The organism is Peptacetobacter hiranonis (genome assembly GCF_008151785.1).
Taxonomy (GTDB): domain Bacteria; phylum Bacillota; class Clostridia; order Peptostreptococcales; family Peptostreptococcaceae; genus Peptacetobacter; species Peptacetobacter hiranonis.
The window spans coordinates 2,054,406-2,067,544 of the sequence record NZ_CP036523.1 but is presented as its reverse complement, the minus strand read 5'-3'; the positions used below and the strand labels follow the sequence as shown (position 1 = coordinate 2,067,544).

The 13,139-nt window shown below is 29.9% G+C and carries 9 protein-coding genes, 1 tRNA gene and 1 other RNA gene; 8 read left to right on the top strand and 3 right to left on the bottom strand.

Annotated features, from left to right (window positions below; all coding sequences use genetic code 11):
* Window positions 1-27: 27 nt before the first annotated feature.
* Window positions 28-1,350, bottom strand: a complete 1,323-nt coding sequence (locus KGNDJEFE_RS09665; protein ID WP_148881763.1) for an IS3 family transposase — start codon at window positions 1,348-1,350, stop codon at window positions 28-30.
* Window positions 1,351-1,393: 43 nt separating this feature from the next.
* Between KGNDJEFE_RS09665 and KGNDJEFE_RS09660 the strand changes: the two genes are divergently transcribed.
* From KGNDJEFE_RS09660 to KGNDJEFE_RS09645, 4 genes are all read left to right on the top strand, one after another.
* Window positions 1,394-2,329 carry a LacI family DNA-binding transcriptional regulator gene (locus tag KGNDJEFE_RS09660; RefSeq protein WP_320055084.1) on the top strand — a complete coding sequence of 312 codons (936 nt, stop codon included), beginning with the start codon at window positions 1,394-1,396 and terminating at the stop codon, window positions 2,327-2,329.
* 61 nt (window positions 2,330-2,390) lie between these two features.
* Window positions 2,391-2,578: non-coding RNA, 6S RNA (gene ssrS, locus KGNDJEFE_RS09655), on the top strand.
* Between the two features lie 66 nt (window positions 2,579-2,644).
* On the top strand, window positions 2,645-4,069 hold the full coding sequence (gene pdxR, locus KGNDJEFE_RS09650) for a MocR-like pyridoxine biosynthesis transcription factor PdxR (RefSeq protein WP_006440800.1): 1,425 nt from the start codon (window positions 2,645-2,647) through the stop codon (window positions 4,067-4,069).
* A 110-nt stretch (window positions 4,070-4,179) separates the two neighbouring features.
* Window positions 4,180-4,422 carry a DUF896 domain-containing protein gene (locus KGNDJEFE_RS09645; protein WP_040410663.1) on the top strand — a complete coding sequence of 81 codons (243 nt, stop codon included), beginning with the start codon at window positions 4,180-4,182 and terminating at the stop codon, window positions 4,420-4,422.
* Between the two features lie 47 nt (window positions 4,423-4,469).
* On the opposite strand, the gene KGNDJEFE_RS09640 is transcribed toward KGNDJEFE_RS09645, so the two are convergent.
* Complete coding sequence (locus tag KGNDJEFE_RS09640; RefSeq protein ID WP_006440802.1) at window positions 4,470-5,378, bottom strand: selenium metabolism-associated LysR family transcriptional regulator; 909 nt, start codon at window positions 5,376-5,378, stop codon at window positions 4,470-4,472.
* Window positions 5,379-5,726: 348 nt separating this feature from the next.
* Between KGNDJEFE_RS09640 and KGNDJEFE_RS09635 the strand changes: the two genes are divergently transcribed.
* From KGNDJEFE_RS09635 to KGNDJEFE_RS09620, 4 genes are all read left to right on the top strand, one after another.
* On the top strand, window positions 5,727-7,427 hold the full coding sequence (locus KGNDJEFE_RS09635; RefSeq protein WP_040410664.1) for an ABC transporter ATP-binding protein: 1,701 nt from the start codon (window positions 5,727-5,729) through the stop codon (window positions 7,425-7,427).
* A gap of 16 nt (window positions 7,428-7,443) precedes the next feature.
* Window positions 7,444-8,115, top strand: coding sequence for a TetR/AcrR family transcriptional regulator (locus tag KGNDJEFE_RS09630; RefSeq protein ID WP_148881847.1), 672 nt, complete (start codon window positions 7,444-7,446; stop codon window positions 8,113-8,115).
* A 223-nt stretch (window positions 8,116-8,338) separates the two neighbouring features.
* Window positions 8,339-10,405 carry an efflux RND transporter permease subunit gene (locus tag KGNDJEFE_RS09625; RefSeq protein WP_006440805.1) on the top strand — a complete coding sequence of 689 codons (2,067 nt, stop codon included), beginning with the start codon at window positions 8,339-8,341 and terminating at the stop codon, window positions 10,403-10,405.
* A gap of 36 nt (window positions 10,406-10,441) precedes the next feature.
* Window positions 10,442-12,457, top strand: coding sequence for a hypothetical protein (locus KGNDJEFE_RS09620; RefSeq protein WP_006440806.1), 2,016 nt, complete (start codon window positions 10,442-10,444; stop codon window positions 12,455-12,457).
* A 395-nt stretch (window positions 12,458-12,852) separates the two neighbouring features.
* Here KGNDJEFE_RS09620 and KGNDJEFE_RS09615 read toward each other — a convergent pair.
* Window positions 12,853-12,934, bottom strand: a tRNA-Leu gene (locus tag KGNDJEFE_RS09615).
* Between the last annotated feature and the right edge of the window lie 205 nt (window positions 12,935-13,139).

Genomic DNA, 13,139 nt, shown 5'->3' with positions numbered 1-13,139 from the left:
TATGTCAAGGACATATATAAAAAAGTCTTAAGCAGCAAGCAGCTGACTTCTATATTGAATAGGAGTCAGCTGTTTTAAATTCCACTGACAACGATCATTATTATAATAATCCATATAATCATCTATTAAACTTTTTAACTCTTCAAATGTATTGCAACTTTTATAATCTATTTCATCTTTCATATGACCAAAGAATGACTCCTGCGGAGCATTGTCCCAACAATTACCTTTTCTAGACATAGATTGACCTAAATTATATTTTTTTAACAAGTTCTGAAAAATAGTACTTGTATAATGAACTCCTTGATCAGAATGAATAAATGCATCTTTATGTAATTTGTCTGAATTTGATAACATGAGATTGTTAATAGTTGAAATAACAATATCCATTTTTAAATTCTTCGATAAATGATACGATAAAATTTCATTCGTAGAAGAATCTTTTACAGTTGATAAATATGCTGTTTTCCCATTGCCGTACGGCATATACGTAATATCAGTTAAAAGTACTTTTCCTGGTATACCTTGTTTAAATTCTCTATTCAATTTATTAGGAACTGTGTGATGTTCTTTTCTTGCTTTTCCCATACGTTTAGCTGGATTTGACTCGCGAATAGGACATTTAATTCCATATTTTTTCATTATTCTTTGAATTTTTTTTCTGTTAAATATTATATTAAATTTACTTTTTAAAATCATTTTTATTGAACGAGAACCTTTTTTGTATCCTCTGAACTTATATGCTTTAAGAATTATTTCTTTTGCTTCTAAATCCTTTTCTTCTTGTTTGCTTATTACATTCTTGTTTTTTAAATAGTTATAAAATCCAGATCTAGATACTCCTGCAACAATACATAGATGTTTTATCATTTTTTTTAAACAATATTTATTTATTACATCATTAATTAATTTGAATATTTTCACCGAAGGTAGCTTATTATTCATCACCTGCCTTTCTTCGAAGTCTAGCTTTTTTACTAGTTCTAGCTCTGCTTTAAGATATGCTATTTCAGCATCCTTCTTATCTATTATCTCTTTATCTGTTAATTTTCTTTTTCTTGGTCTTCCAGAATTATTAACTCTAGAATCATCTAGTCCCAAAATACCATTTTCTTTATATGACTTTCTCCATCGCTCGCTAGCGCATTTAATACGTTTTGCACCTATGATGTTAGTGTCAAAACCTGCTTCTTTAAATATCTGTGTTGGATTTTTTCCCTTATTGTATTCTGTTATGAAATGTATTTTAAATTCATTTGTATATGTTATTGATTTACAGCTTACATTCTTTACAAATGGATTTTTTGATAGCTCTAATGTTTCTTCTTTACTAAATTGTTTTTTACTCATAAATTACTCACCTCTATATTAAAATTATACAAAAAAAGAACCTATAGATGAAACACCTTTTTACAAGTGTCCATTCTATAGGTTCCATTTTATTATAGAAGAAACAGGGTATGTACCAAATCCGCTAGCTAGAAGCTTAGTAACTAAAAAAAGTCAGTTAATAGGAGTTGTTGTTCCAGAGGTATCTGACTCATTTGTAAATGAAATTCTTAATGGGATAGAAGAAATAGCGAGAATGTACAATTACGATATTCTTCTTTCAAATACTTACTCAGATAAAAATGAGGAAATGAGAAGTATAAATCTTCTGAGAGCTAAACAGATAGAAGGTATGGTAATGATAAGTTGGGATTTAGCAAAAGAACATATAGACTATATAGAAAATTGTGGAATACCAACAACATATATCAGTAAAACAGCTAGAGATTACGATGTTCCAACAGTAAGTGTAAACAATGAAAAAGCAACTTACGATATGACAAATCACTTAATATCACAGGGACATAAAAAAATAGCTTTCGTAATGACTAGTGCAGGGGATACAAGACTAGAAAAAGAAAGATTAGATGGATATAAGAGTGCATTAGCAGAAAATGGAATTGAATTTAACGAAGAATTAGTTAGATATGGTGGAGTAGATTATAATAGTGGATATGAGTCTACTAAGGATATATTAGAAAAAGGAATAGTTCCAGATGCTGTATTTGTTACAGGAGATGAAGCTGCAGTTGGAGCCATGAATGCTGTATTTGATAAAGGATTCAGTGTTCCAAATGATATATCTGTAGCAGGATTTAACGATGTTAAAATAGCGAGAATGTACAGACCAAAACTTACAACAGTTCATCAGCCATTATATGATATGGGAGCTGTTGCTATAAGAATGGTTATAAAGATGATAAATGGAGAAGAAATAGAGGAAAAGAAAGTAGAACTTCCTCATAGAATAGAAGAAAGAGAAAGTGTAATAAAAAAATAAATTTTATGGATTTTTGATTTTCTCTTTAAAAATTTGAACAATTATTATATAATAATGGTAAGAAATCCTGAGACATTCGAGAAGGTTACTTCTAAATTCAACCGACAAATTAAATTCGGGAGATTGAGTTTGATTGTGAGTATGATATGCCTTGATTTTATCAAGGACTTTAAAAAGCAACTAACAGATCACCCACCTGGGAGTATCTCGGGTATGAATTTACAATACCGACGGTGTTTCGGGACTGATAAAAAGCGCTGCTTAGTCAGCGCTTTTTATTGTATAATAAATAAACTTTAAATAGGATGGTATATTATGGAAAAATACTATTTAAATATAGAAGATATACAGGGGAGAAAATATATACGGATATACACTCATATAAAAAATATGATAATAGACGGCAAAATAAAAGAACATGAAAAATTGCCGCCCATTAGGAAGTTATCTGAATATATAGGTGTAAATAATACCACTATTGTAAAGGTATATGAGCTTCTTGAAAAAGAAGGATATGTTTACAAAATTGTCGGAAGTGGAACATTTGCATCTGAAATAAAAAAATATAGAGCTAAGGATGATAAGAAAAATAAGAATATTATTCAATTTGACAATGGTAATCCATCCAATGAAATGTTTCCAGTTGAGGATTTTAAAAAAGCTGTAAACAGTGCTCTATCTAAAAGTGAAGGATCAATATTTGAATATGATGAAGGACTAGGAAATGAAGGACTAAGAGATAGAATTTCAAAGTATTTAATAAAAAATGGAATAAATGCTGCTAAAGATGATTTGCAGATTATATCTGGAGCACAGCAGGGAATCGATATTGTATGTAAGGGGATTATAAATTATTCTGATATTGTATTTGTAGAGGAGCCTACATACAATGGTGCTATAGAGGTGTTCAAGAGTAGAGGTGCAAAGATAATATCAATACCTATGCTAGATGATGGAATTGATATAGGAATATTAAAGCTTAAATTGGATAAAATAAAGCCTAAACTTATGTATGTCATGCCTAATTTCCAAAATCCTACAGGAATTTCATATTCTAGCTATAAAAAGAAAAAACTACTAGAACTTGCAGAGGAATATGACTTCTATATATTAGAAGATGATTTTATAAGTGATTTTAAATTTGATTCAGAGGATAATAGACCTTTAAAAAGTTACGATGAAAACAACCGAGTAATATACATAAAAAGTTTTTCAAAAATATTTATGCCGGGTCTTAGAATAGGGGTAATAGATATACCACCAGAGCTTATGAAAAATATACTTTGGGCAAAATACTCTTCAGATATATCAACTCCTGGGCTTATACAAAGCTCTTTACTTTGCTATATGGAGGAGTTTGATTGGGATAAGCATATAGAAAAGATGGATAAGATATACGATGAAAAATATAGAGTTGCTAAGGAATGCATTAAAAAATTCTTTAAAGGAAGAATAAGAGTTAGAAACTGCTCTGGAGGAATAAACTTTTTCTGTGAGCTTCCTAGAGGATGTAAATCGAGAGAATTTACAGATTTTATATATAAAAAGGGAGTATCTGTATTGCCAGGTACATATTTCTATGACAATGTAATTGATGATAGGTTCTTTAGAATAAATATTGCCAGAGAAAGTGTTGAAAACATAGAAAAGGGTATAGAGATAATAGGAAGAAGTGTAGAAGAATTTTTGAAGAATAATGGTGAAAATGAAGCTATAATGGATAATAGACTATTCTATTAGAATAAACTTTGAGTATATTGATTAAGCGATTGATATAATTGAACAAAAATGATTTAATAGAAGAGGTAGCTTTATAATATATAAATTTGAATAGAAAAGGAGAAGATAAAATGATAGATCAGAAATTAATAAACAGAATAAATGAATTAGCAAAGAAAAACAAAGCTGAAGGACTTACTCCAGCAGAAACAAAAGAAAGAGAAAAATTAAGAAAAATATACTTACAGGAATTCAAAAAAGGATTCAAACAGAGATTAGACTGCATAGAAGTTGTATCTCCACAGGAATTTGAAGAAAGAACTGGAAGAAAACCAGGTAAAAACTGTAGTATGTGTGAAATAAAAGAAAACTAATAAAAGAGGGACTACTGCAATTTTGCAATAGTTCCTCTTCTTTTTCTTTATTTATGGTCTAATCCGAAGTATTCACATAGTTCGTTTAAGAATTTGTTTTCTAGTGGAGTGAATGTTTTCTTTTTAGAGTATATGAAATAGAATTTACGAGCAAAGTCTATTCCTTTTATTTTGTAGCTTTTTAGTTTTCCAGAGTTTATGTATTCTTCAGCAGAAATCCGAGATATGAATGATACACCTAATCCCTGTCTAACCATTTCTTTTATAGACTCGTTTGATTCTACATGAGCTAAGATATTTAGTTTAGCTGTAGAGAAACCAGCCTTTTTAAGAGTCTTAAATATTAAATCCCTAGTACCAGAACCTTCTTTTCTCATTATGAAGTTGAAGTCGTATAAAGCTGATACATCTATTTCACCGTTTTCGTTTTCTATTTCTAAATCTGGTGGTGTAATAAGTACTAGATTATCGTCTATAAGATTTACATATTTTATCTGTGGATTGCTTATCTTAGAACCTACAAATCCGAAGCTGATTCTTTCATCTAGTATTTCAGATATAGCAAACCGTGAGTCGTAATGACTTATACTAAATTTTACATCTGGGTATGTATTAGAAAAGCTCTTCATAAATCCTGGTAAAAGATATGTTTCTGGGATAGAACTACATGCAATATCTATAAGTCCTTCTATTTTTCCTGAGTATTCTTTTATGTCATATATAGCTTTTTTGCAATTATTTAGTATATATATTGCATGTTCATAAAGAATTTTACCTGACTCTGTAAGAGTTATAGTTTTGTTGCTTCTATTTACCAAAACAGTTTCTAATTCGTTTTCTAAGTTTTGGATGTGTGCACTAACTGTAGGCTGTGTAAGGAATAGTTCTCTTGATGCTTTAGAGAAGCTCTGGTGCTTTACAACAGCTACAAACACCTCAAGTTGTTTAAGATCCATAATTTAAAATAATCCCCCTTTAAATATTAAAAAATTAAATGATAATAAGTAGAATCAATTATAATTCCAAAAAACTATTGTAAAAGTAAAAAATAATCTTTAAAAAATTTATGAATATTACAAATAGACTTATCTATAGATAAAAAAAATAAAAATAAAATTTTATCTATAATTATAAAATAATTATATCACAAGATTTAGATAAGATGTATATAATTTACAGATAATTTTTTATAAAATAAATTTATGAAAATATACAATGAAATAACGTATATTTTAGAAATAGTATGGAAAATAAATCAAATTTGGTGTAAAATTGGAAAATATGAGAAGAAAGGGAGGAATTATATGTTAAAAGAATTTGTTCAATATTACAAACCGTATAAAAAACTATTTATACTCGATATGATTTGCGCTTTTTCAGCGTCAATGTGCAATCTTTTATATCCAATTATGACGAGAAACATAATGGACGATATCATACCTAATAAAAAAATTGATCTATTATTTATATTTGCAGCTATTCTTATAGTTATATTTATAGCTAAAGCAGGATTTAACTACTTCATGCAGTATTGGGGACATGTTGTAGGGGTTAGAATGCAGGCAGATATGAGAAGTGTTGTTTTTAGACATCTTCAGAAATTACCTAATAAATATTTCGACGAAAATAAATCTGGTGTTACAATGTCTAGAATAGTAAACGACCTTATGGACATAACAGAACTTGCACACCATGGACCAGAGGATTTATTTATATCGCTGGTAACAATCCTAGGTTCATTTGTAATTTTAATGGGAATAGACATTCCATTAACGCTTATAATATTTGCAGTACTTCCATTTGCGGTTTGGTTTGTTGCACGCAAAAAGGACAAAATGGGTAATGCTTTTATGAAAGCTAGAGTAAAAGTAGGGGAGGTAAATGCTACCCTAGAAAACAGTATAGCTGGTATGAAAGTTACAAAATCATTCTGTACAGAAGATGAAGAACTTGAAAAATTTGACAAAATAAATAATATATTCAAGGATGCTAGAGAAGAATCTTATAAGGCTATGGCTGAATATTTCTCTGGTATGAACTTCTTTATGGATTTATTAGAATGGATAGCTATGATACTAGGTGGATACTACACTTATGTAGGTAGAATAACTATTGGAGATTTTGCAGCATATATTTTATATGTAAAAATGTTCATAGAGCCTATGAAAAAGCTTGTAAACTTTACAGAACAGTACCAGAATGGTATGACAGGATTTAAACGTTTCAAAGAAATAATGGATGAAGAAATTCAGGAAGAAGCTAAAAATCCTAAAGAACTTAAAAATGTAAAAGGAAATATAGAAATAGAAAATGCTTCATTCACATATGAAGATGAAAATGAAGTAATAAGTGATTTAAGTCTATCTATTGAAGCTGGAAAAACTATAGCATTAGTTGGACCATCAGGTGGAGGAAAAACTACGCTTTGTAGTTTAATACCTAGATTCTATGAATTAGATTCTGGAGATATAAAAATAGATGGAAATAGCATAAAAGATGTGAGCCTAAGATCACTTAGAAAAAATATAGGAGTTGTTCAGCAGGATGTGTTCTTATTTACAGGAACAATCAGAGACAATATAATTTGCGGAAATCCAGAAGCTACAGAAGAAGAAATGATAGAAGCAGCTAAAAAAGCTAGAATACACGACTTTGTAATGACTTTACCTGAAAAATACGATACGTATATAGGTGAAAGAGGTGTTAAGTTATCTGGAGGACAGAAACAGAGAATATCTATATCTAGAATATTCTTAAAAAATCCACCAATTATAATACTTGATGAGGCTACTTCAGCCCTTGATAATGTTACAGAAAGAGAAATACAGGCATCTCTTGAAGAACTAAGCAAGGATAGAACAAATATAGTAGTAGCTCATAGACTTTCTACAATAAAAAATGCAGATGAGATAATAGTAATAACAGAAGGAAAAATTTCTGAAAGAGGAACACATGATGAACTTATAAAAGCTGGAGGAATATATGCTACTCTTCACAGCAAATAAATTGGAGGGAAGTAAAATGAAGGATTCAGAAGTTAATCAGCTAAAAGATCACATAATAAAAACTGCATCAGGACTTTTTATAAAATATGGATATGGTAAGACTACAATAAGACAGATTGCAGAGTCTTCTGGGCTTGGAAGAGGACATTTATATTACTATTTCAAGAAAAAAGAAGACATACTACTGTATTTATATAAGGAATTACTAGAAAAAATATATGGAACAATAGCAGAGAAAAAAATAAAAGAAAATGATATAATTGCAAACTATATTATCAGTCAGTATATATATACTCATGCTATAGCCACTTCAGAAAAAGTGTTTAGACTTTATATTGAGGCTTCAAATGTAAGGTCTATAAGAAAAGAATATATAAACATACTACTTGGGTTATTTAAGGAAAAATTAGTGGAAAGTGACTATAATTTTAATGATAAAGATTTATATATGAGTATTGCCATGGGATGTGCTGGTGAATGTGAATTATTAAATCAGTACTATGAAGGAATACTAAATGTAGATTTAGACGATATTATAATAAATGTCGTTAAAACTAGATTTGCTCTTTTAAATGTAAATGAGCATATAGACATAGACAAGATAATACAAGAAGCAAAAGAATTTAAGGATGATATGAACCTTGAAGAAGTAGTAAACAATGTAGTGGAATCGAGTGATTTAATATAATTAAAAAAATTTAATATTTAAAATTGAACACAATGACTAGAATACTACCAAATTATCGTATTGATTACGATGTTTGGTAGTATTTTTTTTACAAATTCATAAAAACTTCATTTTTACAAAGTTATAAAATTGTTGACTTTTTATTAGGCACGCCCTATAATATATTTATAAAAATTAGGTATGCCCAAAATGGTGCTCGAAAATTGGAAGGAGAAGGAGAAAAATGAAAAAGATTGCTGACAAGATAGCAAAACATAGTAAAATCATTCTTTTGATAGCATTTTTACTTTTGATACCGTCAGTTATGGGATATATCAATACAGATATAAACTACGATATACTTAGTTATCTACCAGAAGATGTATCTACTATGAAAGCAGAAAAAATAATGAAAGAAGATTTTAACTGCGGATCTTTGGCTATGTTGGAAATTGAAAATATGCCAGATAAAGATGTAGCCAAAATTAAAGAAAAAGTCGAAAAGGTAGAGGGTGTAGAAGAAGTTATTTGGAAGGACAGTTTTATAGACATAACATTCCCCAATGAAATGATACCTAAAGATATGAGAGATATGCTTTATTCCGGAGATGCGACTATGATGATAGTTAAGTTGAAGGAAGGTACAGCAGATGAGCTTACTATGAAAGCTGTAGATACTATCAGAGGTATTACAGGTAGACAGGCATTTTTAAGTGGAATGTCAGGAATTATAAAAGATACAAAAGATTTATCAGATAAAGAAATGCCACTTTATGTTGTAGCTGCCGGAATACTTACAATGATAGTTTTACTCTTAACTATGGAATATACAGCGATTCCATTTGTATTCCTTACAAATATTGCAATAGCGATAATTTATAACTTTGGAACTAATATAATCTTTGGAGAAATATCATATATAACAAAAGCGTTGTGTGCAATACTACAGCTAGGAGTTACAATGGACTATTCAATATTCCTACTTCATAGATATGATGAAGAGCTATTGAATACAGACAATAGAGAAGAGGCAATGGCAAATGCAATAACCAATACATTTACATCTATATCAGGAAGTTCACTTACAACAGTTGCTGGATTTATAGCATTATGTGCAATGGACTTAGCACTAGGTAAAGATATAGGTATAGTAATGGCAAAAGGGGTTGTACTTGGAGTTTTAACTACTGTTACAGTACTTCCAGCTTTAATACTTACATTTGACAAGATTATACACAACCATAGACATAAAACAATTCTTACAAGTTTTGAAAAGACTTCAGATTTTGTAATTAGAAATTATAAAAAACTTACAGTTTTATTTTTAGTTTTAATGATACCAGCGATATACGGAAACAATAATGCGAAGGTATACTACAATCTAGATGAAACATTACCAGATGATTTACCTTCAATAGTAGCAACAAACAAAATGAAAAAAGACTTTGATATGAATAGTACAGATATGATATTTGTAAAAGATAGTTTAGATTCATATAAAGTTGACCAGATGGTAAGTGAAATAGAAAAAGTAGATGGTGTTAACTCTGTAGTAGCACTTGAAAAAGTAGTTGGTTCTGGATTTGTTCAGGATATAATACCAGATAGTATGCTTTCTGAAGTAAAAGCTGGTGGATATGAACAGATAATGATCAACTCAAAATACAGAGCAGCTACAAAGGAATGTGGTGCTCAGATAAGAGAATTAAATAAAATAGTTAAAAAATACGATCCAGATGGACTTATAGGTGGTGAAGCACCTTTAACAGAAGACTTAATAAGAATTGCCGATACAGATTTTAAAAAGGTAAGTGCGGTTTCTATAATAGCAATATTTGCGATAATAGCATTTGTATTTAAGTCTGCATCAATACCAGTTTTACTAGTTGCGGCAATTGAAGGTGCGATATTTGCTAACTTAGGTATTCCATATTATACAGGAACAGTTCTTCCATTTATAGCATCTATAGTTCTTGGAACAATACAGCTAGGAGCTACAGTTGACTACGCTATACTACTTACTTCTAGATTTAAAGAAGAACTAGGAAATGGATACGATAAATATGAAGCTATGAAAATAGCAATACAGAAATGTGGACGCTCAATAGTAACAAGTGGATTCTCATTCTTCAGTTCAACAATAGGTGTTGGTATAATATCTAAACTAGAAATGATAAGTTCACTTTGTTCTTTAATGGCTAGAGGAGCAATAATAAGTATGTTCGTAATACTATTTATGCTACCAGGATTATTATTAATAAGCGAAAAATTAATAGAAAAAACATCAAAAGATTTCATTCCTAAAAATTAGAAGTGAAAGATTATATTACTTGAGGAGGAATTTAAGATGAAAAAGGAAACTAAAAATAAATCAATTGCATCAGTTTGTACATTAGCTATATTAGCAGCATCAGCATCTCCAGTACTTGCTGAAAGTAGTTACATAAAAAAAGACGAAACAGTATATACAATACTTAAAAAAGACGGTACTGTAGAAAAAAATATAGTATCAGAATGGTTAAGTGGAGATGGATCACTAGATAAAATAAACGATAAAAGTATTTTAAAAGATATAAAAAATGTTAAAGGTGATGAAAAACCAACAATAGACGGAGAAAGTGTAACTTGGGATACAACTAAAGATGACTTATACTATCAAGGTCAGACAGATAAACAGCTTCCAATAACTACAGATATAGAATATGAATTAAATGGAAGAAGTGTAACTGCTGATGAAATAAAAGGTCAGTCAGGTAAAGTTAAGATAACTATAAGACTAAAAAATAATGAAGCTAGAAATGTAAAAATATCTGGAGAAAATAGAACAGTTTATGTACCATTTATAACAGCTACAGAAATATTAATGCCTAGAGAAAACTTTAAAAATATAAAAACTAGCTCAGGAAAAACTTTAGATGATGGAAAAACATCTTCAATAACAGCAATATCATCTCCAGGACTTGAAGCTTCTTTAGATATGGGTGGAGATTATAGTGAAATATTCGATAAAATAAGCTCAACAATAACTATAGAAGCTGAAACAACTGATTTTAAAGTACCAGAAGTAATGATAGCAGCTACATCTGATATGTCTAGTCTAGAAGATATAGATTCTGATAGTGATTTAGGTGATATAACTTCTATGATAGATAAATTAAAAGATGCAGGAAAAGAATTATTAAACGGAACTGAACAGCTTTACAATGGTACTACAGAATTAGCTACAAATTATGAAAAATTTGATGCAGGAACACAGACTTTAAGTGGAGGAATACAGACTCTTACAAATGGTGTAGGTTTAATAGGTAGAAATGTTCCAATGCTTAATCAGGGTGCACAGAAACTTATGAATGGTATAGAACGGCTTAGTGCAGGTCAGGATAAGTTTACAACAGGTGTTTCAATGTATGTAGAAAATACAGGAAATCTTTATAATGCATATTCTGATATAGACAACGGAATAAAAAATGCAGTAGCTGGTGCAGAACAGCTATCAAGTGCTCTATCAAATGCAAGCTCAGCAGGTGGAGGTCTATCAGAATTAAGCGGATCTATATCTAAAAATAAAGAATTAGCATCTGGAATGGAATCAGCTGCAAATACTATACTAGGTGATGAAAATGCAAGTGAAGAATCAAAAGCAGCTGCAAAGAAAATAATAGAACTTAGTCAGGCATCTCAGAGTATATCTTCTAAACAGGAATCTGCTATAGGTGGTGCGGAAAGTTCATTATCATCAGCTAAGAGTGGGTTGTCAGAAGCAGCAGGTGCAGCAAAACAGTTATCTGCAGGATTATCACAGCTTAGTGCAGGATCAAGTCAGTACAGCTCAAAATTTGCACAGTTAGTAGATGCAGGAAAAACTCTTGAAGAAAATTCAGGAAAATTAGATGGTTCAACAGATAAACTTTATGAAGGAAGTCAGCAGCTTTACAACGGAACTACTCAGTTACAGGACGGAACTACTAAATTAGTATCAGGCGGAGAAGAACTTAGAAAAGGTTCAGATAAATTAGCAACAAGCTCTAAACAGATATTAGCAGGAACTAAAAAATTACAGGGTGGTTCAAAACAGCTTTATGATGGTGTTAAAAAGGCAAATAGTGAAGTAACTTCAGAAGTATCTTCTAAAACAGGTAAAATAGACGATATAGAAAGATTAGTAGACACTAAAGATGTATTATTAGACCTAGCAAATGACTACGACAACTATGCTGGTATAGGTGAAGATATGAATGGTGATGTTAAATTCATAATGAAAGTCAACACTGATGACGAAAGCGACAATGGAACAAAAGAAAAAGTAGTTAAAGAAGAAGCTACAGGTATAAAAGGTATAATACAGAGATTAATGAAAAAATAAAACTTGAAAATAATTGTGGGCTAGTGTAATATATGCATTAGCCCATCTTTTTATGTTAAGCAAGTAAAAAAGTAAAAAATTCACATTAGTTTTACATTACATTGATAATAAATTCATATTGAATGTGTATTATTAAAGCATAGAAAGATTAGCTTTTTCTTAAGAACATAATATAATTACCCTATTTGATTCGGCGGCAGTTCTCCCTCACATCCTCCACATCCTCAAATTTTCTGCCGCCGAGTAAAAAAATCCCGAAAGGGATTTTTTTATTTTTTGAAAAAAGATTGTTTATTATATTTAGAGATTGATATTTAAAAGTTATCGATTTATAAAAAAATACCGGCCTTAAAAAAGGTCGGTATTTTAGTGTGTTTAAAAGATATATAATTTTATGGTACCGCTGACGGGACTTGAACCCGTACGGTTTCCCGCATGATTTTGAGTCATGTGCGTCTGCCATTCCGCCACAGCGGCAAGTTAAAAAACTATACTACATATTATAACAATTAAATATATTTCAATCAAGCATTATAACACAGACAAAATTAAAAAAATATATATTTTAAAAAAGATTTATTTTTTATTAAGATATAATACTAAAAAAATTCACTCTGTTATGATAATATAATATAAGTAATGTATAAAATAATTGACAAGAAAAACTGAAATAAAAAATGGA